The organism is Legionella birminghamensis, from assembly GCF_900452515.1.
Classification (GTDB): domain Bacteria; phylum Pseudomonadota; class Gammaproteobacteria; order Legionellales; family Legionellaceae; genus Legionella_C; species Legionella_C birminghamensis.
On sequence record NZ_UGNW01000001.1, the window covers coordinates 996,075 to 1,019,633 of the forward strand.

The following is a 23,559-nucleotide window of genomic DNA, read 5'->3' on the forward strand; positions in this document are numbered from 1 at the left end:
CGCGGGGATTCGGATGGTCGGCTTCTTTACCAAATTGCTCAATCTACATTTTGAAGCTTGCAGTATAAGTTTTATCGCGACTCTTATAGTAATCAACTAAAGCTTTTTCCTTGAAATTCACACGGAGTGATTTATTACATGAAATTTGCATGATTTCATCGAAATCAGTCTGTGTTAACTGCTCGTTATCTTCCAGTTTTTTAGAAAAGTAATCGATTGAATAATGCCGCCAGTCTTCATGGGCATCTTTAAAGTCTTCTATTAGTCTGCTTTGATTTTCCTTGTTTAAAAGATTGCAATCGGCAAGTTTTAACAGGAACCTGGACAGTTTACCCGGTTCATGCAATTGAAAGATCAATGGGAGCAATAAGTCTTTATGGGGGGATTGTGAGAAACTAATATAGGTATCTGCCGCATCCAGTGATGTTTTATGGTTAATGATCGCTGTAAAAATCTCAAATCCATTATTACCCGATAAGAAGCCCCCGTTGCTTAGTCTTTCCATTCCTAAAATGGCCAAACAGTCTGCCTTGAAAATCGCTTTTAATATAACAGGCCTGTTTGCTAAATTGGCACCAATAAATTGCAAAAAAGTATCATTACTCAATAGGCAGGTAAGTTCAATTTGATGGTGATCAGGACATGTTGATGCGGACAAAAGCAGTGAATAGTAATCAACGTCATTTGGATTTAAAAGGGATGTAATGACTGGCATCCTTAGGTATTCCAAAAGGTTTTTTGTATTGCTTTTAAGGATTAGCTTTTGGAAGTTCTCTTTGGCATCTTCTCCCTCAAAAAAATGCATTTCTTTTAAAATCGCATATGCCTGCCGCAAGCTGTGATAGTTCTTACCTTCGATCAAGGATATTAATACATCAGTGTGTGTTTCAACATTTAATAAACCCTCATTGAAAAAGAACTCCATCATTTGAATCACTTTTTCCAAGGACGCTTTTCTTCCCTGCATTCTAAGGTAAAAGGCGTGCGGATCGGCGGATAAGTAGCGGGCTAGTACACCCCAATGATTTAAATGGGCAATTAAAACTACAGCAGCAACCGGACTCTCTGCTACCATCACGCATTTGTATGCTGCCTCTTGATTCACATCTTTGGAAAACCTTATATCCTGCAATAACTGATCAGCACATTTTAAGTATCCTATGTGGTTACCGGTAACCGCTTTGCAAAATTGATAGACTCCATTGCCATCTTCCGGATTTGCCCTTAAGGATCCAATAATTCTTTCTGCGATATTGAAGAAATTTACTTCATATAGTTGATAGTCAACATGAACACGGCTGAAAAATGCGGCCTGTCCATAATTGGGACGGGCGTTTCTTCCAAGAAGTTTGATTTGTTTTTTTAGTAAGGACTCTAGAAGTATTTTAACCAGATAATGATGGCTGAGTTGGTTTTTTTCGAGAATTAATAAAATATTCACTAGAAGTCGGGGGGATTCATGCCCAGCAAGAAAAACAAAAAACTCCCTTTGGTTATACCCAAAAGGGAAAACTGACAATTGGGACAAATTTTTCCAACAGGAAACGAACTCATTCTCTTTTAAATGGGGCAGGTTTAAAAAGACACCCCCATGTAAAGAGTCTTCTTCCAAAAATTCAGCAATTTGTACAGTCATTTCCTTATAGTCCTGGTCATCAATGACTGTAATTTCCTTGAGGGAGTCAGAATCCAGTTTTACTTCAGTATGAAGTGCTGCGCGTTTTAATTGGGGGTTTTCATTTATAAATTTATTTATTTCTATAAATAGATGTTTACAATCATAAGGGACAAGCATAGAACTCAATTTTGAATGGCAATAGTTAACTATTTTAACATTTAAATGTATTTTTGCACAATATTGATGCTGAATGCCGAGCTTCTTATTCAGAAAAGTTGTAATATCAGAAAGTGGGCACTAGACTTAACCAGGAACGCGCGCCAGCGATGCGCTCGGAAATTTAGTCAAGGAGGAAGTCATGAGCATTTTTGGTAGCATCGTTTCATCAATTTTCGGAACTGCAAAAGCAGCTACATCAGCGGTCACCGGCGGCAACACGGCGGTATCCCCTTCCAACCCAAAGCCGATGACAGAAGCTGAAGTCGAAGCGATGATCCAGAAGATCGCCGATACTACTGGTCGTAAGGATTACAATTGGAAACAGTCCATTGTCGATTTGATGAAGTTACTGAATCTCGATTCAAGCCTTAGCGCCCGCAAGCAGCTTGCCCAGGAACTTGGCTATACTGGAGCCCTCGACGGTTCGGCTGAGATGAATGTCTGGCTCCACAAGCAGGTTATGATTAAGCTCGCTGAAAGTGGCGGCGTCGTACCTGACAGCCTTAAATAAACAATTCAGAAAAGAACCAATGCGGCCCACAACTGTGGGTCGCATTTAGGGCACACTACTATTAGAATTTTTATTAAAATATTTTGAAGACTTAATATTACTATGTGCCACAGTTAATGGAATACTCTCGTTTGAGCGTCCTTCTATGAATAATAAAAATTTTAAAAAATTTGTATTATCCCCCTTGAATATGAAATGAATGCCCCCATATGGTTGTCATCGGTATTGGCTGAGGTTTCCCGGCCAGTACTTCAGCTCAGAGTTGACTCTGAAAAAACAGGTGATTAATTAAAATCAGGAGAAAACAAGTATGAAAATTCGTCCTTTACACGATCGTGTTGTTGTGCAACGCATGGAAGAAGAACGAACTACTGCCGGCGGAATTGTAATTCCAGATAGCGCTACTGAAAAACCCATTCGTGGTAAAGTATTGGCTATTGGCCCAGGCAAAAACCTTGACAACGGTGATGTTCGTGCATTGGCTGTTAAAGTTGGCGATATCGTTTTATTCGGCAAATACTCTGGCACAGAAGTCAAAATTGACGGCCAGGAGATGGTTGTTATGCGTGAAGATGACATCATGGGTGTTATTGAAGGCTAATCATACAAACAGATTATTAGGAGATTTGAAGAATGGCTAAAGAATTACGTTTTGGTAACAGTGCACGCCAGGAAATGCTGGCCGGTGTTAATGGTTTGGCTGATGCTGTACAAGTAACAATGGGTCCGCGCGGCCGTAATGTGGTCCTGGAGAAATCCTTCGGTGCGCCAACTGTTACTAAAGACGGTGTGTCTGTTGCTAAAGAAATTGAATTTGAGCAACGCTTCATGAACATGGGCGCTCAAATGGTTAAAGAAGTTGCTTCCAAAACTTCTGATGCTGCTGGTGATGGTACTACTACCGCTACTGTATTGGCTCGTTCTATTCTGGTCGAAGGCCACAAAGCAGTTGCTGCCGGCATGAATCCAATGGATTTAAAACGCGGAATTGACAAAGCAGTTATTGCTGTTACCAAACACCTGCAAAGCATGTCCAAGCCTTGCAAAGATGGCAAAGCGATTGCTCAGGTAGGTACTATTTCTGCTAACTCTGACGAAGCTATCGGTGCGATCATTGCTGAAGCAATGGAAAAAGTGGGTAAAGAAGGCGTTATCACTGTTGAAGATGGCAACGGCCTTGAGAACGAACTGTCTGTCGTTGAAGGTATGCAGTTTGACCGTGGTTACATTTCCCCATACTTCATCAACAATCAACAAAACATGAGCTCTGAACTTGAGCATCCATTTATCCTGTTAGTTGACAAGAAAATTTCCAGCATCCGTGACATGTTGTCTGTTCTGGAAGCGGTTGCCAAATCAGGCCGTCCTTTACTGATCGTTGCTGAAGACGTTGAAGGCGAAGCGCTGGCTACCCTGGTTGTTAACAACATGCGTGGTATTGTTAAAGTTTGCGCAGTTAAAGCGCCTGGCTTTGGCGATCGCCGTAAAGCAATGTTACAGGATATTGCTATTCTGACTAACGGTCAGGTTATTTCTGAAGAAGTGGGCAAGAGCCTTGAAGGTGCTTCTATGGAAGACCTGGGTACTGCCAAACGAGTTGTTGTGACTAAAGAAACTACAACTATTATTGACGGCGAAGGTAAAGCAACTGAAATCAATGCCCGTATCAGCCAAATCCGCGCTCAAATGGAAGAAACTACTTCTGATTACGATCGTGAGAAATTGCAAGAGCGTGTTGCCAAGCTGGCCGGCGGTGTTGCAGTTATCAAAGTCGGTGCTGCTACTGAAGTTGAAATGAAAGAGAAAAAAGCTCGCGTTGAAGACGCTCTGCATGCTACTCGTGCTGCTGTTGAAGAAGGCATCGTAGCGGGTGGTGGTGTTGCTTTAATCCGTGCTCAATCTGCTCTGAATGGTTTGAAAGGCGACAATGCTGATCAGGATATGGGTATCAACATCCTGCGTCGTGCTATTGAGTCTCCACTGCGTCAGATCGTTGCTAACGCTGGTTACGAAGCATCTGTTATCGTTAACCGTGTAGCTGAGCAAAAAGATAACTTTGGCTTTAACGCTGCAAGCGGTGAGTTTGGCGATATGGTTGAAATGGGTATCCTGGATCCAACTAAAGTTACCCGTACAGCGCTGCAAAACGCTGCTTCTGTTGCCAGCCTCATGTTAACTACTGAGTGCATGGTTGCTGATCTGCCGAAGAAAGATGAAGCTGCTGGTGCCGGCGATATGGGCGGCATGGGTGGTATGGGCGGCATGGGCATGATGTAAGCCTTTGCTTCCTGAAAAAAACCCGCCTTATGGCGGGTTTTTTTTTGAAAAATTATCCCTTTTTTCTTCAACATCCTTGCTGTATAAAATGGATATTCACAACAGGAAGTTTATTATGACCGGATTAACTCAAAAATTTAAAACGAAAGCGGAGCAACTCCTTTTAATTTTAAAAGAAGCGGTAAACGAAAATTACATGATCTTATTGTCATCTAATCCTTCTCCAGCCTTAGGATTCAGTGGCGAGCAATTATTATACATCAAGTCGTTTAGACGATTCTTTGATTCATTGCCTGAGAATTTACGAAGTCATTTATTGGCAAGGGAAATAAACAAGTTTGATACATTGGAAAAATTATATTCTCTGGGTGTGGAGGATTGGGAGCCGACAGCCTGGGCAAGGGCCTACTTTCTTAATCCTGGCTTGTCCATCATGACGGCCTGCGCCAAAAGAATGGAACAACTGCAAGTTAAGGAAAGACAAGTGAGAGCGTTGTTGGATCCTCTGTATTCTTCGAGCCAAAGAGCCTTGGAGCTGTTAGTTAATAAATGCAGTCTGGCAACACTTTCCGCGGTTCAGGATAGAATTAGCAGGCAATCTGCCGAGCAGAATGAATGGCAAAGAATGCGCAATGAATTGATTGAACATCGCAGGAAGGAATTAAATGCCCAGTGGGCAATGAGTTCCCTTATCAATCAAGCCGGCAATAGTCCGATATTTTCGAATCAATCCACTGCCTCTGGTCTAAAGCCCGCTGAGATAATCAGGCCAGTTGATGATTTTAAACCCTCTTAACCATTAATAAATTAAGGATAATTCCATGCATGTGTTCTCGGAGGAATATAAGGAAAAAGCGGATCAAATGATTTTTATTTTGAAAAATGCAAGGGAGGGGAATTTTCTCAGCTTGCTGCAACTTCCTTATTCGATGGAAGAGATTGGATTCAAAACAGAAGATCAGAGGTATATTCTGTTCTTCAGAGTGTTTTATCATTCCTTACCGAATGCTTTAAAAGAGAAATTTTCACATGGGCCCTGTACTTATGAAAGCTTATATGAAGCGGGTTTAAATGATTGGACACCAACTCCGGAACAAAAGTATTATTTTGATGTTCCAGGTGTACACACTATCGCTTGTTATGTGAAGCGAGTGGAAAATTTTGTCAAAGAAAAACAATGGCAAAACGATATGGCTTTCCAGCAAGAGAAGATAGAGAGTTTAAAAAAGAAACGAGAGGTCTTGATTGAGGAGCTCAAAGTTCATCAAGATAAATTCGATGCAGAGAAAATAGCTGATGTAAATGAGCAATTGAAACTGAACCAGGACACGCTCGCCTATCATGTGGTACAACATCGCTTATTGCTCGAAGCAGTGGAAACAACCAACCTCAATTCAGTGTTGAATTCACGCTATATCCGTGATCAAAGCGCATTGCAGCGTTGGGTGGAACGCTTTAATTTGCCCACGTTATACCAGCTTAAAGCGGAAATCAGCAACAGGACGGGCGTACAGCCTCTATGCTTGCCTGCCTTGAAAAAACAGGTTGAGGAACGAATTGATAAGCTGGTAAAGGAATCAACCGCAGCCCTCATTGCCCAGGCAGGTGGAAGTCCGATTTTTTCGAAACCGGAAGTGAAGTCCAGTAATACATCTCTACCAGGCAGTCCCTCTCCAACCTGGTAAACGGGTTCTCGCCTTGCGATGCGGTGCATCTCAAGGCGAAGAGCTGAGAACTGGAACAGTCTTATTGCGTTTCTAGTAAAGACAGTGATCTGGGTAGCCACAAGCCATTAGAGCTTGTAGTGGAAAAGCTGCCATTTAAGAATGTATTGCTATTATCCGGTGTAAAAACTGGGCTATTAATAACAGAAGGAAAGGTCCAGCTCAGGCCCAGATCCTGGCTAACGGCGAGGAGGGGACGCTGGACTCCACCATTAATATAATATCCTGCTGCGATACAAAGCCCTCCTGCACAATGGACATCATAAAACAGGCCATTGTTGGTAAAGGCATTGGTATTATCCGGTGTAAAGACTGGTGAAGTGACCGAGGAGGGGAAAGTCCAGCTAGACCCTGCGTCATGGCTGACTGCCAGAAGCGGCCTAAATGCTCCCACGGAATTATAAAACCCTCCTGTGACACAATCAGAACCCTGGCAACTGATGCTTAACAGGGTGCCCCCTCCCATAAAGGCATTGGTATTGTCGGGGGTAAAAACAGGTGCAGTAACAGAGGATGGGAAAGTCCAATTTGTACCGGAGTCATGGCTTACTGCCACAAGCGGGCGTTGAAGGCCACCTCCAAAATACGTCCCTACTGCTATACAAGTGGTTCCTTGACAGTTGACATCAGTAAACGTGCCAGTGACAAACGCATTGCTATTGTCAGGTGTGAACACTGGGGAATTGACAACTGAAGGATAAGTCCAGGTTACAGCGGCATTTTGGCTTAACGCGAGCAATGGTCTCAGTGTACCACCGCTTCTGTATTCGCCGGTGGCAATACAAACACTATCCTGGCAGGAGACTCTGTTGAGCGCACCACTACTCGAGAACGCATTGCTATTATCAGGGGTAAAAACCGGGGCATTGATAGCGGAGGGATAAGTCCAGTTTAGGCCTAGATCCTGGCTAACCGCCAGAAGTGGTCTGTCAACTCCACCACTACTGTATAGACCACTGGCGATACAAATAGCGCCATGGCAGGTTACAGCATTAAATCTGCCGTTACCGACAAAGGCATGTGTATTATCTGGAGTAAAAACGGGGGCATTGATAGCTGCAGGAAAGCTCCAGCTCGTACCCGAATCATGGCTAATTGCTATGATGGGACGTCGGATTCCTCCACTAAAGTAAGTGCCGGCAGCGATACAGGTGCTTCCCTGGCAAGTTGCACCGACTAGCTCACCAGCGCTACTAAAGGGGTTTGTATTAACTGGTGAGAAAACAGGTGCATTGATAGAAGAGGGGAAGATCCAATTTAAGCCTGAGTCCTGACTAACTGCCAACAATGGGCGTTGCACCAAACCTGCATCGCGGTATTGGCCGACAGCGATACAGGTTTGTGCATCGCAACTTGACTCAAAGAAGCCGGCGCTATTATTGTAGGAATTAGTATTATCAGGTACAAAAACCGGTGAATTTACAGCTGAAGGAAAAGTCCAGCTTGTACCCATATCCGAGCTGAACGCCAAAAGCGGGCGAGTAGCGCCAGGACTTGTGTATTGCCCTCCCGCAATAGCTATCGGGACGGGCTTCACTTCAATACTAATAGAGATCCTGGATGTATTATCGCCCTGAATAGGGATAAGCTGCACAGAATGGATGATGGAGCCTGGGGTAAATGAGATCTGACAGGAAGCCCCAGGCGCTAATACGGTGCAACTGCTGGCGTCCTGAATGACATCGGTCCAGCTTGCAGGAAGTATCGCCCGGATATTATACGCGGTGATTTGTGTGGAGTGATTAGTAATCGTTACCACTTGTGCGTTTTGATTGATAATTAAAACGAGGCTGGCTTGAGAAGCAGTAATAGAAGCAGAGGCGGACTGGCCTTTGGTAATTGCGAGACGGTTAATCGCTGAGGGTTGATAACATTGATTCGGATTGCCTTGTTGGCATAAAACAGGCCCGCCCACGATATTGCCGGCCAGCGCTGACCCGTTGATCTGTAAAGTCAGGTTGCAATAGCCTTTAGCGGGCAACAGGCAAAGACTGGTTTGAGTAATCCCCTTTAATGGGCTGCATAATCAGCACTTTCCCGCGTGACGATTGATTATATACAGCATATTGCACTTGAGCTGTCTCACCGGGCGCTACGGTTAATGCCACTGGTGTTTGGGGAACAAATACCCATAAAGGAGTAGCTGCATATAAGCTGGGTACTGTCAGCAGACAGCAGAGCCATTTCAGCAATTGTTGGTACCGTGTTCTTCCCTGCATTTTTCAGTCCTTCGTTTTTAATAATAACTGGTAAACTCATCTGTTCAGCATTGGCGTTTAGTTTTAAGCTTGAACTAATTCTTTCATTTTATTCCTCTCCCAACAGCGTAAAGGAGAGTGTTCAGGGTTTCTCATAGCGGCAACTGGCAGATAGAATGTTTGTTCGAGCAGAAACTGCCCGCTTAAAGCCGCGTGAGAAACATGATCTGTAAAGACGATCCAGGTGCTTTGCGCCTGAAAATTAATGGTGTTTTTGGAAACCGTCTGTTGATAATGGTCATCAAGCTTCATACGATCGTGCAGTTGCAGCTGGTAATGATCATAAGCGGAGCGCATGGTTTTAGTGACTTTAAACCATTTTAGTAAGCGGGCAACAGCAGGATTGTATTTGGGGATGGATGGATAAAAACGCTCCAATACCTGGTTGAAGGGTTCGCCAAGCTGCCAGACCCGCGGCTCGCCGCAGGGATTGATATTACAAAAAACCCGCAGGATACGGCGGCCATTGACAGGGGATGCAGGAAAGGAGTCGACATGGACACGGGTATCATCTTTCCGCTTAGAACTGGTCCTGCCACGAATTTCTGCAGGACGATAGCTGGTTCGTCCCCAGATTAAATGCTCAGTGTAAAGCGGACAGACCGCATCCAGCAGATGTTTTGCAAATGCGGCATACCCGCGCATGAACGGTTTAAGAACTGAAGGCAGGGACTCATTATTGGCGTCATAGCCGCCAAGGCGATCTTTTAAATAGTCATAGCTGATATTTTTGTGCTGGCCATCCAAAATACTATCAGTGAGCAGGTAGTGGTCATTTTGGGCGTCATGAGCATAAAAATAATGGGGTAAGTAAATAACTTTGCCTGATTCGAGTGAATTCAATGCCAGGTTCTTTTGTACTTCCTCAATCTTGTCTAAACTATTAGTGTTTAACTCATAGAGTTGTTCGTCCATTGATGCCTCAGACAATTGATGGTGGCAGCAATTCTATCAATATTTATCCTGATTCCCAAAATGTTATGGATATTTATTTCACTACTAATAAAAAAAAGGAGAGGAGTATGTCTCAAGCAGTAGAAAAACTCTCAGTGATTCTGGCAGATACCTATGCATTGTATCTAAAAACCCAGAATTATCACTGGCATGTGAAAGGGCCCCAGTTCAAAAGTTTGCATGAATTATTCGAAATGCAATACAAAGAGCTTGCCGAAGCTGTTGATCAGATTGCAGAGCGTATTCTGATTACAGGCCACAAGGCTCCTGCTACCTTTAAAGAGTTTGAACGCCTGAAAAGAATTAAGGATGGGAACTCTGGTAATTCTGCCAACCAGATGGTTATTGAACTGGCGGAAGACAATGCCACATTAGTCAAGGATTTGAATCAAGCCCTGACTCTTGTCCAGGAAAACCATGACGAAGGGACTGCCAATCTTTTGAGCGACAGGATTGCGGCGCATGAAAAGGCCCATTGGATGTTGAATGCCTCTCAAGAATGAGGCAATAAAAATGCCGCTTGTAAAAGCGGCATTTTGCAGGATAGGGAATGATTTTAATGGATTTTATTAGTTGAGTAATCGCGCCAATCATTTTCCAATGTGGTATTTTCTCCACGTTTATCCACACCCAACACAATTCCTCCTGATGCCAGTCCTTTTTCATAAACCTTGGCACGTTCCTCAGGAATGCCCCAGCCGATCAATGCACCAATTAATCCTCCGGAAATGCTGCCTGCCCCAGCACCTGCCAAACCAGCTGCAAGAGGTCCTGCAACAATGATTCCAAGGCCAGGAAAGATTAAATTAGTACCAATCGCTGCGATTGCACCGAGTGTAGCACCCAGGGTTCCGCCTATAAGGCCGCCAACTCCCATGCCTTCAGCGGCTTTGGAACCGGTTTCTTCAGTCGTAAGGAATGAATCATAATATTTATGACGTGTATCATCTGACATTAGAACATTAATTTCTTCAGGCTTATATCCTTCGTCAATTGCACGAAGATAGGCTTTTTCAGCAGAATCTTTATCATGAAAGAGTTCCGTAGTCATCCCTGTATTATTTCTTGAAAGATGTGGACTGTAATAATTTTCTACGGTTGATGTAAACTCTGGAGTTGCGAAATTGGGCCAGTGATCTTTGTCAAAACCCGGGGCATCTTCAAGTGTTTCTTTATCCAGATTCAGGACAAAGCAATCATCTTCTACATCATATGAAAACAGTTTCCAGGGCATGGCAAAAAATTTGTTACCAAATCCCAGTAAACCGCCTGAATCTAGTACCAGATAATTCACTTGTCCTGAGATTTTATCCAGTACGATTTCGTTGATTTCACCTAAATTATCATTATTTAGATTTTTAACTTTAACTCCAGTCACTTCACTGGCTTTAACAACTTCATGAGGTCGTTCCATGGTAACTTCTCCTATTATGTTTATGCCAGATTAAAGGGCAGTTTGATTTTGTGTTTTAACCTAAAACCATGCGTAAACTATTGAATGAAAAAAGCCACACAGCGGTGGCTTTTGCAGTGGATGCTTTTCTGCTAACTCGCAGATAACTCACCCTACACTTAAAATATAGTAAACAGAATTCTGTTTGTCAAAAAATGATCAAAAAGTCGCGCCAGATAATAATCCGGATTAATGAATCTACGTTAAATAGAATCCAAAAAAGCCGCGATAGAAGATGGAGTGAGAAGATAAAAGCCCTCTGATGAAATCTCTTGTTATTATAGACTGAAAATTTATTGTTTTGTTTCAAACAAAAGAGCATAGATTTCTGGAAGTGATTGAAGCGCAAAGTGGGCCGCGGTAACCTGAATTTCAGCGCGTGTCCCCTTGAACTTTTTTGTTTCAGAGTGGAGTAACCACTCCTGTTCTTTTTTAAACCCCCATGCGAAGCAGATTGTTCCAGGATCGATACCGTCCATAGGCTCTGGTCCCGTTATACCGGTTGTGGAAATCACTGCACTGGCAGTGCTTTTCCGCAAAGCACCTAATGCCATCTCCCGGGCAACCGCTTCACTGGTTAAAGTATGAGTTTCAATGGTTTCTTGGCGCACATGAAGGACATCTTTCTTTGCTTTTTCAGAATAAACGACATAACCTAGCTCCAGGCATTCTCCGCAGCCTTCAATTTTTCCAAGGATAGATAAAATCTGCCCCGCGGTGCAGGATTCTGCGGTGACAAGTATTAAGCCTTTATTTTTTAGAAAGTCAATAACGATCTGCCCTGATTTCATATCATTCTTAATATTGTTACATTAATTTTAAGTATAAACCAATCATTTGATGGACATGCGCTATTTGACAACTGACTGTATGGGTCTAAGTTTAAAATAGAACAAGAAAAAAATGAAGTTAACAATAAACTGTGTTCTTTAAGGAGATAATTTTATTTAAGGAGAAAATCATGACTGGTACCTCAATTGGCGGGAAAAAAGCCGCCGAAACCCGTAAGCGAAATCAAAGATCCTCCCAAAAAAAGAATGCTTCCAGCAATCAAAAACATAAGTAAATCGGGGTTGTAATTATTCATTATTATTTTATCCATTATTGGAGGATTTATCATGGACAAGAACATGCAAGATCAACAACAAGGCCAAAATAAAAATTTGGGAAGCAAAAATATGCAGAATGACCAACAAAATAAACAAAAGTTTGGTCAAAATAAGCAACAAGATGAACTGCAAAAATCAAGAAAGGAAAACGAGGAAATTGGAAAAAAACCTCATCAACCTTTATAAGATTTTCTCTCTCCCAATTGGGAGAGAGATGTTTTAATTTAACACCCTAGGGAAGGAGGAGAATCATGATGTATGTGATCGGTTGGCTACTGGGTATTCCGATTAGTATTTTACTACTGATCTGGCTTGTTTCGCATTTATAAAAGCATATTTATAATAATAAAAAAATATACCATCAAGGAGTTATCATGAACCATGAAACAGTTGTAGTTGATCAGAAAGTATGCGCTCCTCATCGCCACTGGTTCTGTTGGTCTGCCATTGTCATTGGTGCTCTGGTCGGTCTTGGCCTTGGATTTCTTTTACATCTGTACAGTATTGCAATTGGATTGACAGCGTTTATTTCCAATGATGGCGCGACAACGGTCACTATTGGCGGTTTAATTGGCTTATTAATTGGTTCCATTGTTGCGATGGGGCTGGCAGGTTTCACTGCGGGTTTTCTAGGCCATGTGGTCAGTCCGGGGTTGGGAATCCTGTATGGTTTTGCGACCTGGAGTCTGGCTTTATTATTGACCGCCTTACTGGCTATGCCTCTGAGTAATTATGTAAGCGCTTACACGGCTGCCCTTGCACCGACTGTTAACGTAGATACAGGGACTGGCAAGGCACAAGGGAATCAACTTACCGTACAAAGCCCGGCTAATGAAGCGACCAAATCGGCTTCTCCAGAGACTTTGGCCTGGAGTGGCTGGATCGTATTTGTTTTATTTACAATTGGCGCGCTATCCAGTTGTATTGGAGCCTGCGGAGGTATTCATTGCCATCGAAAACATTGCATGAACCACCCCGAGGTACAATGAGTTAAGGAGATAAATGATGGATTATCCGAGCAAGTCGCTGAATTTGGTCAGCAAGTCCCAATGAATCGAGTAGGGCAGCCAGCCGAAATGGCCCCTGCGTATGTTTATTTAGCATCTTCAGACTCGTCGTATATGACCGGTCAGGTGCTTCACCCTAATGGAGGTGTAATTGTAAATGCCTGAGAAAGGCAGAAGCAGATAGTAATTATGAAGGGGCTTTGAGCAGTTTTTCGGACTCATAGCAATTTTTAGATTAAATTAAAAGGAATTTAATCATGAGCTTACTTGGACTTATCTTATTAATCGTTATTCTGTTGGCTGTATTACCAACATGGCCCTACAGTAGCGGATGGGGTTATTATCCCAGTGGTGCAGTAGGTCTGGTTTTATTAATTCTTATTATTCTTCTCCTGACACGGGGTGGTGTTTAGCTTGAGATAGTGAAGCAACCAGATTGTTGATCTGGTTTGCTTCAATCTCAGGTTTAAGGAATAAGGTATTAAAGTTAACTCGTTTGCCAGGAATTAATGATATTGTCTCTTAAATTCCAGCATGTCTTTGCCGATTTTTTCCAACTCGGACTCACTTAATAATTTTCTAACTTTGGGAAATAGTTTCTCTTCCTCCTCTTCCGCATGATGAATGACATCATCCATTAATTTATTAAATTTCTTTTCCCAGGTTTCTTCGGTTTTTATATTATCGAATTGTTTGATTGCCTGTTCGGCATGCTTTTCTTCGGTTAGTAAATGTTTGACGGTATCATCGAGACGATCGTCATCTTTAAAATGGGGATACCAGACTTTATGTTCCATCGTTTCATGACGGATTAATTCATCGCATAATTCATCAAACATTCTTTTCCGGGTTTCTGCACGGTGAGATTCATCACTGATATCAAGAAAACGTTGTTTTACCCGTTCATGTTCCTTGACTAAAAAATCGATTGCATTCATTGATCTTACTCCTGTTCTAGGCTTTAAGAGCCTGCAGGGAGCAGCTGCAGGCTCTATAGGGATTAATCGTTATCAGATTCGCATGTAATTTTTGTACAATCGCGGCAGTTTTTAGCTGCGAAAGCAAATGCATCAGCGGCTGATTTTGGTGTATTATCCATTTGTTTATCTGCATCTTTATCGGCAGCCACATCACTACTGCTGGCATTGGTGGAACAGGTCCAGTTCTTGTCCATTGGCGTGGGTGTCGTATTATCTGCTATTGAAATTGAAGCGAAAGATAATAATAGACCGCCCATAGTAACTGATAAAATCCTTTTCATAATAGTCTCCTCGTTATCATTGAGTTTACATCAGGGATGCTCAGGTAACTTGGATTTTTCCCCGACTTATTAAGTATCGGTCGTATTATCCAAACTTACAAGTCTATTATGCCCAGTTCGTTTACCTTTTGGCAGTAAAAGCTAAGTAATTGATTGATAAGATACATCTTGTTTTTATGATTTTTGTAAATAGCATAAAGCATTATTTCGGGAGATGTTTCCTGGCTAAGAACCGGAAATAACAGCTGCTGCTTAAGCTCCTCCATTACGGTGAATGAAGGGGCCCAGATTAATCCTAACCCTGATAAAGCAGCCTGTTTTAAAATACTGGCGTTATTACTTTGGAAGTTACCGTGCACATGGATAATTCTATTATTTAAAATCCATTTATTTTGTAAGCCGTAGAGGGTATTGATAAGGCAATTGTGACTGACTAGATCTTCTGCTGTTTTCGGTTCCCCGTGTTGAGTCAGATAAGTCTTCGATCCATAAACATTACGTTGCACTGAAAACAGCTTTTTACAGGTGAGATTAAGATAGCGAAGCGGCTCAAAGCTGATGCCTAAATCAAAAGGATATTGAAGAAAGTTTCTGTGGTCTGAACCCGCGATTATCTCGAGTGAGATATCGGGATTAATTGCCATAAATTCCAGGCTCAAGGATGTAAAAAAAGGAATGGCTGGGGAAACAGTCAGATAAAGACTTAGCTTTCCATTTAACTGTGTTTCCTGAGTTGAAGCGATTGATTTAATGTCATTGATTCCTTCAAATAAATGATCGGCTTTTTCATACAAAGTTTTTCCAGAATCAGTCAGGATTAATTGCTTGGTCGAGCGGATAAATAAACTGGTGTTCAACTCCTCTTCAAGCCAATTGATTTGCTTGCTGATTTTAGAAGCTGAGACATTCAATACCCTCGATGCGGCCGAGAAGCTGTTATTTTCAACGACAGAAACAAAGCTTTTCAGGCATTCGATAAGATTCATTTTTGCTTGGATTTAGTGAAATTGTTTAAAAATAGTGTAGCGTGGTTGCTGCAAATGGGGAAGGTAAAATTTAGGGGAATAAGGATTGGGTGCGTATCCCGGCTGCACAACCCCGAATTTACACCGTGTAGCCCCCGGGATTACCGCGGTTTAGCCCACCCCCGAATTCCCGCGGCTCAGACCGCGGGACCCAACAGGACTTGCAGCGAAGCATAACTTCTGAGTGAGGGCATGATTCAGTTGTTGGGCCCCGCGGTCTGAGCCGCGGGGATTCGTTGTTGCTTGCGCCGCGGGGATTCGTTGTTGCTTGCGCCGCGGGACGTGCTGTTGCACCGCAGAGATTCGACAGCTGAATCTCTACTGTCCTCTGCGTATCATTTGACTCATGCTGCTCCTGATCTCATCCATGCGGCTGTGCGCAACATCCTCATCCCCCTTTCTTAGTTGTGAAAAGCGCACAGTCACGTCATTTAAGCGGCTGGGACTGAAGAATACGCCCTGGTATACCTTACCGGAGTAATGTTTCGGCAGGTTTAAATTAAACTCCAGACGTAACTCCCGCAATGCTTTTACAACTGTTAATTTGGCCGCCAGTATTAGCATGTCCTGAATTTCTTCTGAAAACTCCTCGCAATACCAGTCTTTTCTTGCGGGGATGTGAATATCAATGAATGACTCAGGATGCGCATCATGTAAAATGGCGGGCAGCCAGTTTTTTTGGACAAATTGTTCTTTCGACATGATCTTTTGCTGGCAAAAGTTTCTCTGCAGAACACCCGGGCCAGTGCCATCATTGGTTTTTCGCTCAATAATCGTTAACTGGCCGTCCCTTGATACCAGGCCATCAAACTCCTGCCTGTATAGTCTGCAAGGAGAAGAGACTTCGAAGGTCTTATAAAGGCTTACAGCGAGCTCCATTGCATAGTCATTTACCGCTTGCTCAAAGGGATCTGCTTCTTTCTCAATCTCTTTGCCTTTCTCATTGTCTTCTACTTCTTCCAGGGGAATATTGTCCAGGATTTCCTTGATCAGGGTTTCCAATGTCTCCTTTTCGTTCTCATCTTCAAATATGAATTCAACTTCCCGGGATTCTTCCTGTTTTGGCGGTTCATATTGCAAAGGACGCAATGTTTTGAAATTATCCAAATTATTTAACCACTGCTGAAGCGTTTGCAGATTCCCAATTGGTTCCAGCTCCTCATGTAATGCCAGATAATGATCCTGGTAAGCGCGATAGGCTTCTGATTGCATCTTTTCTTCCAGCGATTGTTCTTTCAGATTTACCAGAAAGCCAAGCGATTTTATATACAATATCAAGCTAATCACCGCGTCGTCTTTTAAGTCCATGCAAATCTGTAAATTATTTTGAATATTTGCTGCCCCCTCTGCTCTAATCTCTTTCTTCAAACGGTCATACGCAGGCCTCAATTGCTGTCTGACAAATGCAAATGACGCCTTGCCCTCAATGTGTGGTTGTAAAACCTGTAAAAATATATCCACATAATACTTAAACTCCTCTCCCTCTTTTGGAAGCGGTGATGGGGAAAACTTGCCCTCTGTGGATAGATATGTTTTGTATTCGCCTAAAACATAATCATAAGCGGCATCAAGTGCCTCCAGTTGCGGATGTTCAATCTGTTGCTCCTCGCCCTTTTCATTTCTAAGTGCAGCCTGATCTTGCTGCAGTTGATTCAATGCTGCCAAAAAATTAGAAAGGACTTTGGGGATTTGAGGCCGGCTGAAGTAGGGCGCAGAGGTTTTGTGAACAAAGCGTAATGCGGTCATTATATCCTGAATCTTTGAACCCATTTCCAGCAGAAGCGCTTTATTCGTATTGTAATCAGTGGAAAATTGCTCACCAAAAGGCCTGCCTTTAATAGCGGCCAGCTGCTGATTGACGACCACCGACAGCGATTGCAATAAATGATGCTCTTCTGCAATATTTTCACTGACGAGCAATTGGGTATAGAGCTTTTTAAATGCATCACGCAGGGATGTATCTTCACTGTTAACACTGATGTTCAGCTCAAACTGCAGTTCCAGCTCTTTTTCACCGCCGTCAATCAGCAAATCATTCCAGTCATAACCTTCTTTATCAGAGTCTTTGGGTGTTGGTTCTTTAACAATCACTTTATAGCCAGCGCTCAGGAATAAATCCCGTGCTTTCTGGAAAGCAATATCCGCATCGCTATCCGCTCCGTCATGATCTTTTAACAATACAATGGTAGCATGAGGCCTGAAATGCGTTTTGATGTAGCCAATGACCGCAGGCAGTTCGGTAACCCCCATGGAAGCTAAAATGCTGAAGTTTTCACGGATTGCCTGGATGGTTGCAATGCTTGCAGCAGTCTCTACTCCTTCAGCAATAAAGACGCAGTCTGAATTGCTGCCCTGGTTGATAAGCGCTGCCTTTCCTGGGCGAAGCGGGTGGCTTGCACCAATATATTTTTTACAGTAGAAATCTTTAGCCTTAACGTGAACCGCCTGTGCTTTGTTCCCTTCGGAATCAATTTGAATAATTTGCAGTCCTACTAATTCATCGTCCAGGTTGTACACTGGTGCAACAACATAGTCGTCATGCTTATTATTATCGAGACTCGCTATACCGATAGGACCTCTCAGGTATCTGAATTCAAGTTGCCTTGCTATTTCTGCGGGTATTTTTCGGGTAGCGGTCAGGTACAGTTCAGCGGCTGTGCCTTCAATAGGCTGACACATCTCCCATAGCTTCTGCGCCAATCTGATTTTTTCATTATCAGTTAGCTTCTCTTTAAGCCCGATCACTTCATTACTTAATTTCATAGCGACTCCAGAAAGGATAAATTATGAAACAATTGTAATAATGTTGATCAGATTTGTGAATATATTTTTTTGGAAATAAGTTTTTTCCAAATTGTTAAAAAGTAAACCTTGATAAGCTGGGCATATCAAGGTTATGAGCGTCAAGGATCAGATTTCTGCGAGATTCCCTTTGGTTTCCAGCCAGGTTTTACGATCTGCGGCGCGTTTTTTCGCCAGCATCATATCCATGAGCGCCATGGTTTCCTGTTCATTATCAAGGGTTAACTGTACCAGCCGCCGGGTATTGGGATCCATTGTTGTTTCACGAAGTTGTATTGGATTCATTTCACCCAGACCTTTAAATCGCTGCACATTCACTTTCCCCTTGTTTGTCTTGAGCAGCTGTTCAACGATTTTCACTTTTTCTGCGTCATCCAGTGCATATTGCACCGTTTTGCCCATATCGATGCGATACAAAGGGGGCATGGCGACAAATACGTGGCCTGCGGCTACCAGCGGTTGAAAATGGCGCAGGAATAAGGCGCAAAGCAAGGTGGCAATGTGTGCACCATCGGAGTCCGCATCCGCCAATATGCAGAGTTTGCCGTAGCGAAGACCGGAAAGATCATTGGAGCCTGGGTCCACCCCTATTGCAACTGAAATATCGTGAATTTCCTGGGAGGCCAGAACCTGGGTAGATTCCACTTCCCAGGCATTTAAAATCTTGCCCCGTAAAGGCAGAATCGCTTGAAAATCCTTATTCCGGGCCTGTTTTGCCGAGCCGCCTGCGGAATCGCCTTCTACCAGAAAAAGTTCAGCCATGGATAAATCCTGCTGCAGGCAGTCTGCCAGTTTACCAGGAAGTGCCGGGCCCTGATGGATACGCTTGCGCGCAACCTGTTTGGCCTGACGCAGGCGTTTCTGCGCACGTTCAATGGCTAGTGCTGCAATAATTTCGCCCTGGCTGCGATGATGATTCAGCCACAATGCAAAAGCATCTTTAACCACATTACTGACAAATGCAGTGGTTTGACGAGAGCTTAATCGTTCCTTGGTTTGCCCTGCAAACTGGGGTTCTTTCATTTTCACTGACAATACATACTGGCAGGGCTCCCAGAGATCATCGGCAGTCAGCTTAACTCCGCGGGGCAAGAGATTCCGTAACTCGCAGAATGCTGAAAGAGCATCAAACAAGCCGGCGCGCAAACCATTCACATGCGTTCCGCCCTGGGGGGTGGGGATCAGGTTGACATAGCTTTCACTTAAGCCATTGGCCTGCGAGCCTGAAGACCAGGCTAACGCCCAGTCAACTGTCCCTTCTTCACTGCTATACTCGCCGCTGAATGGTTCTTCGGGTAGAAAATCCTCAGGCAATGATTGACGAAGATAATCGGAAAGCCCTTGTTCGTAACACCAGTGCGTTTCCTCGCGGTTGACTTTGTTAATGAACGTCATGGATAAACCGGGGCAAAGCACTGCTTTAGCCCGTAGTACATGCATAAGCGGTTTGATTGAGAAGCGGATGGAGTCAAAATACTTTTCATTAGGCCAGAAGCGGATACAGGTTCCGGTATCCCGTTTGCGCGTGACGCCAACTTCGTTTAATTCCTGTATCTTATCGCCATTGGCAAAGGCCATTTGATAAATAATCCCATTCCGTTTTATCCGTACATCAACGCGCTCCGACAGGGCATTGACGACTGAAACCCCCACGCCATGCAAGCCGCCGGAAAAGCTGTAATTCTTATCTGAAAATTTACCCCCTGCATGCAAACGGGTCATAATCACTTCAACGCCGCTTAAGCCAAGCTGTGGATGTAAATCGACTGGCATTCCCCGGCCATCGTCCTCGACTTCGACAGATCCGTCTTCATGCAGGGTCACCCTGATCTTGCCCGCATGGCCGGCAATGACTTCATCGACGCTATTATCAATGACTTCCTGAGCCAAATGATTGGGTCTGGTGGTATCGGTATACATGCCAGGGCGGCGCTGCACCGGCTCCAGGCCGCTGAGCACCTCAATGGCATCGGCTGTATAGTTATCAGACATTGCTTATCGCTTCACTATTCAAAAGAATGTATTCTATCACAAAGCCCCTACAGTTTGGATATCGCGAACAAGTCGCGATACGTCCCAGCAGACAGTTTCCCTCAGGGTGATTTAATTCCGTTGGAATTTTCCTCCTGTCGGAGCGATGCAAGCTCCTCATCATCAATTTGGCCATTGGCTGCCATGTGATCTATCGCCTGATGCAAGGTATTGGCTAAACGGCTGGATGTTAAGACTTTACCAAAAAATTTAAAGGTATGCTGGTTATGGTGCTGAATGGTTTCTTTCTCAGCCTGATTCAATGCCTGTGCTATACGATAGGCATAGGATTCATCGCTGGGAGTAGCAATGATCTCTTTGATCTGATCATGTAACTTCTGAATAGTATCCAAACGCTCCTGGCTTTGTTTAAAGAAAAAACCACTGTGCTTTGCTTCGTTGTAAGTACGTAATTCGGTATTCAGAAAATCATCAAGAATTTTCAAAGAGGCATCACTGACACTTGCTTTATCTGCAGCTGTGAGATCTGCCGTGAATAGATTATTAACCTCATGTTTTAACTGTGTATTATGGCCTGAAAAGCGGGTCATTGCGCTTTTTAATTCCCGCATACTCTTTAGATTGAGAATGTTGTGCGGAAATGCCTCAACAGCAGGATACGGCCAGCTTAGCAATTCCTTCCTTAATTGCAGATAGGGTTTTTCCCATTCCCCTTTAACTCCGGGCTTATCAAGTTCTGTATCCACAATCTCAATATCAGTTATCCGTGTCATCAATTCTGCCTGAAATTGCTGAAGGCCATTTTCTTTTCGGGTCACATAATCCAGGCAGGTAGCGGCATCCTTACCCTTGAAGGCAGATGCCAGACTTGAAACCATTTCTGAATAAATTCCCCTTTGTTTTTCGGTTAAATGCGCAGGTTCAGTCAGCTTAAAATCCTGGGCAATTTGCTGAGCCTGTGCGAACAGCTTCTCTATTGCCGCAAGACTGTCAGGGGAGCTGTCATTTACCAAACGCAATGCAGTTTGCTTGAGTGAGTCCAGAATAGCTTTATTGCATTCGCTGGGGGCTAACTGATGAATGGCAAGGCATTTCTCCAGTTTGGAAAGCTTGTTTAAAAATTCCTCACTATTAAGGGCGGCTTGTAGTTTGTTTATTTCAACTGCGTTTTTTAAATTGAGGTAAGAGGGTGTATTTATAGGTAATGGCTCGGCGCTTTCCTTTTCCAACTGCGAAACCAGGGTTCTCATTTTCTGAAAGTTTTCATCCGCAGTGAGCATCTTTTCCAGAGTATCTGCTATTGACTTGTCTTCTTCTGTTGTGGTTTGAGCAATAGCGCCTTTAATAACATCTAATATGCTTTGCAGCCCTGTTTGCCGCTCTTCTTCTGTGGCATGGGATAAGCGCTCTGCAAATGCGCTGTAATAGCTATCCAGGGAAAGATAAAAATCGTTTTCAAACAGCAGTGCAAAATTTTTATTCGCTTTTGGTACTTCTGTAGTGATTCTGGTAGATGAATGTACCTGTTTTAACCTATTGAGCATTGCATCGTATAGGGGTGCATTCTGAATAGTGTTTTTAAATTGTTCTGATAATACCCTCTCTGAGATCCGGTTAAATTCGGGGAGGCTGGTAAACATTTTATATGCTTCCAGGTGCCCACACAATTTTCTGCCTTCATCAGGATTAGCGTAAAGTTCTTCAAGCTTTTGGATTATTCGTTCGGTAAGCGCTTTATTTCGGGGACTCAGCTTAATACTCAAGGCAGCAAGGCGTTCAATGGTGTTATCGATTGTTTCAATGTCTTCAAGCGTTTTATAAGCTCTGTTTCTCAAAGAAGTGAGGGTAGCCACTGTTTTGCCAGTTAACAACATTATTTTTAAATTATTCAGCGCGATCTGACGGCTTTCTGAGCCGTTTTGGCTAAGCAAGCTGTCAATTGATGAGACCAGGTTATTGCATTGGATCAATTCCTCTTTCAGCGCTTGCAGTTCTTCAATTTTTTTAGAATCCAGCAGACCTTTACCGGGCACTGTGAATTTATCTTTATTCTCCTGATAAAGCGCAAAGCGGGTAAGATCCCCTTCCAATCGCTCCAGTTCCTGCCGAATGGATTCCAGTGAATGAATCAATTGTTCTTGCTGCGGCAGGTTTTTATAAATATATCCCGCATTCCTTTCCTGAGGAACTGTAGAGGTTAACGCTTTCTCCACAAAAATTAATTTTTCACCTGTTAATCCCTCAGAATTGATATTTTCCACTAATTGTGGAAAGTGCTCCAACAGTGCCACTCCCATTGCAACCCAATTTTGCGAATACTCTGTCTCGAGTAGCCACTGCTTTACAAAGGTTTCATCCGGAGCCATGCCTAATTGCTTGAGTGATAGCAGGGTATTATCGTTCACGCGTCCCTTTCTGAGAGCCTCGGATAGACCCTCTGGACTAATTTTGGATAAAATAAGTGATTGATCCTCCTTCAGGCGGTCATAATCAGTAAAATCAATTGCTGATAATACCCGCCATATATCCTCATAAAACAAATTAAATAATTTTTCCCCTTGTTGCCCTAAAAAGGACAGAGTGTTTAACGCACCTTCTATGTGACGGGGAGACTTTTTGAAAAGGACGTCCAGTATTTCTGGCTTCTCATTTAAATACTGTTCTATCAACCCGAACGAGTTGCTTTCTTGCTTTAATACCATGCTTATAATTTTATGAGCAATCTGTTCTAAGGACGTTTCATATAATAATGTGCCTTGTGCCGGCAGAAGGTTGACCAAAGTGATCAATCCTATAGCGTCTTCGGAGAGAGCCAGTTCTTCCACATAATCGTCTGAAAATAATTTTTTTATTGCCGGATTCGATGTGCTGGCCTGTAAAACTGCTCCGTAGTTCTGCCTGAGTTCCGGGAATTGAGCAAGAAAATCCTTGGCCAGGGCAACAGGATTAATGACCATCGTATCTGGCAGGGTAATAGATTTGGTTTGATAATTGATCTCGAAGCCTGCGCTTAGAGGGTCCTGCGGCGGGCTCATAACCTTAAACCAAATGGGGGTCTCCCCATTATGTGTCCCATAATTCGTGCTTGAAAGAATGGCTTTCAAGAAAATTAATCGGGCTTTTAACGTAGGTAAACGCGTATCAATAAATTCATAGTAATAATAGGCGTCCGTAAAGGACGATGACCCGTTTTTTTGGAAGAGAGCCCCATTCGGTGCTGTGGTGACATTTATAGGAATATAGTGGGGATTGCCAGGGTTATAATCAAATGGAAAGCCTTTACCATTAAGGGTCTTGCTAAAATTAGGCATATAAATTCATCCAATATTTACGTGGTTAAATATTAGCA

At 43.2% G+C, this 23,559-nt stretch carries 22 protein-coding genes; 10 read left to right on the top strand and 12 right to left on the bottom strand.

The window, feature by feature from the left end:
- Positions 1 to 43: 43 nt before the first annotated feature.
- Positions 44 to 1,795 carry a hypothetical protein gene (locus DYH42_RS04210; protein ID WP_058524790.1) on the bottom strand — a complete coding sequence of 584 codons (1,752 nt, stop codon included), beginning with the start codon at positions 1,793 to 1,795 and terminating at the stop codon, positions 44 to 46.
- 181 nt (positions 1,796 to 1,976) lie between these two features.
- Between DYH42_RS04210 and DYH42_RS04215 the strand changes: the two genes are divergently transcribed.
- The 5 genes from DYH42_RS04215 (at position 1,977) to DYH42_RS04235 (ending at position 6,310) form a co-directional block, all read left to right on the top strand.
- Positions 1,977 to 2,348, top strand: coding sequence for a DUF3597 domain-containing protein (locus DYH42_RS04215; protein ID WP_058524789.1), 372 nt, complete (start codon positions 1,977 to 1,979; stop codon positions 2,346 to 2,348).
- A 310-nt stretch (positions 2,349 to 2,658) separates the two neighbouring features.
- Entirely contained in the window at positions 2,659 to 2,949 is a 291-nt protein-coding gene (gene groES / locus DYH42_RS04220) for a co-chaperone GroES (protein WP_058524788.1), read from the top strand.
- A gap of 32 nt (positions 2,950 to 2,981) precedes the next feature.
- On the top strand, positions 2,982 to 4,625 hold the full coding sequence (gene groL, locus DYH42_RS04225; protein ID WP_058524787.1) for a chaperonin GroEL: 1,644 nt from the start codon (positions 2,982 to 2,984) through the stop codon (positions 4,623 to 4,625).
- Positions 4,626 to 4,740: 115 nt separating this feature from the next.
- Entirely contained in the window at positions 4,741 to 5,421 is a 681-nt protein-coding gene (locus tag DYH42_RS04230; RefSeq protein WP_131792986.1) for a hypothetical protein, read from the top strand.
- 25 nt (positions 5,422 to 5,446) lie between these two features.
- Positions 5,447 to 6,310 (top strand): hypothetical protein, encoded by an 864-nt coding sequence (locus DYH42_RS04235; protein WP_058524785.1) that lies wholly within the window; start codon positions 5,447 to 5,449, stop codon positions 6,308 to 6,310.
- Positions 6,311 to 6,371: 61 nt separating this feature from the next.
- Here DYH42_RS04235 and DYH42_RS04240 read toward each other — a convergent pair whose 3' ends face one another.
- The 3 genes from DYH42_RS04240 to kdoO all read right to left on the bottom strand — a co-directional run bounded on the left by DYH42_RS04240 (position 6,372) and on the right by kdoO (position 9,522).
- On the bottom strand, positions 6,372 to 8,264 hold the full coding sequence (locus tag DYH42_RS04240; protein ID WP_131792985.1) for a sialidase family protein: 1,893 nt from the start codon (positions 8,262 to 8,264) through the stop codon (positions 6,372 to 6,374).
- 55 nt (positions 8,265 to 8,319) lie between these two features.
- Positions 8,320 to 8,568 (bottom strand): hypothetical protein, encoded by a 249-nt coding sequence (locus DYH42_RS04245; protein ID WP_058524783.1) that lies wholly within the window; start codon positions 8,566 to 8,568, stop codon positions 8,320 to 8,322.
- A gap of 63 nt (positions 8,569 to 8,631) precedes the next feature.
- Positions 8,632 to 9,522, bottom strand: a complete 891-nt coding sequence (kdoO, locus tag DYH42_RS04250) for a Kdo hydroxylase KdoO (RefSeq protein WP_058524782.1) — start codon at positions 9,520 to 9,522, stop codon at positions 8,632 to 8,634.
- Positions 9,523 to 9,629: 107 nt separating this feature from the next.
- On the opposite strand from kdoO, the gene DYH42_RS04255 reads away from it, so the two are divergent.
- Complete coding sequence (locus DYH42_RS04255) at positions 9,630 to 10,064, top strand: Dps family protein (RefSeq protein ID WP_058524980.1); 435 nt, start codon at positions 9,630 to 9,632, stop codon at positions 10,062 to 10,064.
- A gap of 53 nt (positions 10,065 to 10,117) precedes the next feature.
- On the opposite strand, the gene DYH42_RS16775 is transcribed toward DYH42_RS04255, so the two are convergent.
- Positions 10,118 to 10,975 (bottom strand): PRC-barrel domain-containing protein, encoded by an 858-nt coding sequence (locus DYH42_RS16775; RefSeq protein ID WP_083503191.1) that lies wholly within the window; start codon positions 10,973 to 10,975, stop codon positions 10,118 to 10,120.
- 332 nt (positions 10,976 to 11,307) lie between these two features.
- The gene (locus tag DYH42_RS04270; protein ID WP_058524781.1) at positions 11,308 to 11,805 is read right to left on the bottom strand and encodes a CinA family protein; all 498 of its coding nucleotides are present in this window, start codon (positions 11,803 to 11,805) and stop codon (positions 11,308 to 11,310) included.
- A 327-nt stretch (positions 11,806 to 12,132) separates the two neighbouring features.
- On the opposite strand from DYH42_RS04270, the gene DYH42_RS16535 reads away from it, so the two are divergent.
- The 4 genes from DYH42_RS16535 (at position 12,133) to DYH42_RS04285 (ending at position 13,543) form a co-directional block, all read left to right on the top strand.
- Positions 12,133 to 12,309 (top strand): hypothetical protein, encoded by a 177-nt coding sequence (locus tag DYH42_RS16535; protein ID WP_157062410.1) that lies wholly within the window; start codon positions 12,133 to 12,135, stop codon positions 12,307 to 12,309.
- 188 nt (positions 12,310 to 12,497) lie between these two features.
- Entirely contained in the window at positions 12,498 to 13,112 is a 615-nt protein-coding gene (locus DYH42_RS04275; RefSeq protein WP_237759061.1) for a hypothetical protein, read from the top strand.
- Positions 13,113 to 13,121: 9 nt separating this feature from the next.
- The gene (locus DYH42_RS16915) at positions 13,122 to 13,295 is read left to right on the top strand and encodes an SDR family oxidoreductase (protein ID WP_420324132.1); all 174 of its coding nucleotides are present in this window, start codon (positions 13,122 to 13,124) and stop codon (positions 13,293 to 13,295) included.
- Positions 13,296 to 13,387: 92 nt separating this feature from the next.
- Positions 13,388 to 13,543: a DUF3309 family protein gene (locus tag DYH42_RS04285; protein WP_083503189.1), complete on the top strand. Its 156-nt coding sequence runs from the start codon at positions 13,388 to 13,390 to the stop codon at positions 13,541 to 13,543.
- A gap of 93 nt (positions 13,544 to 13,636) precedes the next feature.
- Here the strand turns inward: DYH42_RS04285 and DYH42_RS04290 are convergent, their stop codons facing one another.
- The 6 genes from DYH42_RS04290 to DYH42_RS04315 all read right to left on the bottom strand — a co-directional run bounded on the left by DYH42_RS04290 (position 13,637) and on the right by DYH42_RS04315 (position 23,521).
- Positions 13,637 to 14,068 carry a hemerythrin domain-containing protein gene (locus DYH42_RS04290; RefSeq protein ID WP_058524780.1) on the bottom strand — a complete coding sequence of 144 codons (432 nt, stop codon included), beginning with the start codon at positions 14,066 to 14,068 and terminating at the stop codon, positions 13,637 to 13,639.
- 62 nt (positions 14,069 to 14,130) lie between these two features.
- Positions 14,131 to 14,391 carry a hypothetical protein gene (locus DYH42_RS04295; protein ID WP_058524779.1) on the bottom strand — a complete coding sequence of 87 codons (261 nt, stop codon included), beginning with the start codon at positions 14,389 to 14,391 and terminating at the stop codon, positions 14,131 to 14,133.
- Positions 14,392 to 14,486: 95 nt separating this feature from the next.
- The gene (locus DYH42_RS04300; RefSeq protein ID WP_058524778.1) at positions 14,487 to 15,377 is read right to left on the bottom strand and encodes a LysR family transcriptional regulator; all 891 of its coding nucleotides are present in this window, start codon (positions 15,375 to 15,377) and stop codon (positions 14,487 to 14,489) included.
- 357 nt (positions 15,378 to 15,734) lie between these two features.
- A complete protein-coding gene (locus tag DYH42_RS04305; RefSeq protein ID WP_058524777.1) occupies positions 15,735 to 18,179 on the bottom strand; it encodes a toprim domain-containing protein in 2,445 nt (814 codons plus the stop codon).
- 147 nt (positions 18,180 to 18,326) lie between these two features.
- Positions 18,327 to 20,210: a DNA topoisomerase IV subunit B gene (gene parE, locus DYH42_RS04310; RefSeq protein WP_058524776.1), complete on the bottom strand. Its 1,884-nt coding sequence runs from the start codon at positions 20,208 to 20,210 to the stop codon at positions 18,327 to 18,329.
- Between the two features lie 101 nt (positions 20,211 to 20,311).
- Positions 20,312 to 23,521 carry a hypothetical protein gene (locus DYH42_RS04315; protein WP_058524775.1) on the bottom strand — a complete coding sequence of 1,070 codons (3,210 nt, stop codon included), beginning with the start codon at positions 23,519 to 23,521 and terminating at the stop codon, positions 20,312 to 20,314.
- Positions 23,522 to 23,559: the final 38 nt, after the last annotated feature.

Coding starts and splice junctions, on each gene's coding strand:
- DYH42_RS16535 (WP_157062410.1), top strand. CDS start 12,133: ATGGACAAGAACATGCAAGATCAACAACAAGGCCAAAATAAAAATTTG.
- DYH42_RS04235 (WP_058524785.1), top strand. CDS start 5,447: ATGCATGTGTTCTCGGAGGAATATAAGGAAAAAGCGGATCAAATGATT.
- DYH42_RS04290 (WP_058524780.1), bottom strand. CDS start 14,068: ATGAATGCAATCGATTTTTTAGTCAAGGAACATGAACGGGTAAAACAA.
- DYH42_RS04275 (WP_237759061.1), top strand. CDS start 12,498: ATGAACCATGAAACAGTTGTAGTTGATCAGAAAGTATGCGCTCCTCAT.
- DYH42_RS04270 (WP_058524781.1), bottom strand. CDS start 11,805: ATGAAATCAGGGCAGATCGTTATTGACTTTCTAAAAAATAAAGGCTTA.
- kdoO (WP_058524782.1), bottom strand. CDS start 9,522: ATGGACGAACAACTCTATGAGTTAAACACTAATAGTTTAGACAAGATT.
- DYH42_RS04255 (WP_058524980.1), top strand. CDS start 9,630: ATGTCTCAAGCAGTAGAAAAACTCTCAGTGATTCTGGCAGATACCTAT.
- DYH42_RS04210 (WP_058524790.1), bottom strand. CDS start 1,795: ATGCTTGTCCCTTATGATTGTAAACATCTATTTATAGAAATAAATAAA.
- DYH42_RS04315 (WP_058524775.1), bottom strand. CDS start 23,521: ATGCCTAATTTTAGCAAGACCCTTAATGGTAAAGGCTTTCCATTTGAT.
- DYH42_RS04215 (WP_058524789.1), top strand. CDS start 1,977: ATGAGCATTTTTGGTAGCATCGTTTCATCAATTTTCGGAACTGCAAAA.
- DYH42_RS04300 (WP_058524778.1), bottom strand. CDS start 15,377: ATGAATCTTATCGAATGCCTGAAAAGCTTTGTTTCTGTCGTTGAAAAT.
- DYH42_RS04305 (WP_058524777.1), bottom strand. CDS start 18,179: ATGAAATTAAGTAATGAAGTGATCGGGCTTAAAGAGAAGCTAACTGAT.
- parE (WP_058524776.1), bottom strand. CDS start 20,210: ATGTCTGATAACTATACAGCCGATGCCATTGAGGTGCTCAGCGGCCTG.
- DYH42_RS04285 (WP_083503189.1), top strand. CDS start 13,388: ATGAGCTTACTTGGACTTATCTTATTAATCGTTATTCTGTTGGCTGTA.
- DYH42_RS04230 (WP_131792986.1), top strand. CDS start 4,741: ATGACCGGATTAACTCAAAAATTTAAAACGAAAGCGGAGCAACTCCTT.
- DYH42_RS04245 (WP_058524783.1), bottom strand. CDS start 8,568: ATGCAGGGAAGAACACGGTACCAACAATTGCTGAAATGGCTCTGCTGT.
- DYH42_RS16775 (WP_083503191.1), bottom strand. CDS start 10,975: ATGGAACGACCTCATGAAGTTGTTAAAGCCAGTGAAGTGACTGGAGTT.
- groES (WP_058524788.1), top strand. CDS start 2,659: ATGAAAATTCGTCCTTTACACGATCGTGTTGTTGTGCAACGCATGGAA.
- DYH42_RS04295 (WP_058524779.1), bottom strand. CDS start 14,391: ATGAAAAGGATTTTATCAGTTACTATGGGCGGTCTATTATTATCTTTC.
- groL (WP_058524787.1), top strand. CDS start 2,982: ATGGCTAAAGAATTACGTTTTGGTAACAGTGCACGCCAGGAAATGCTG.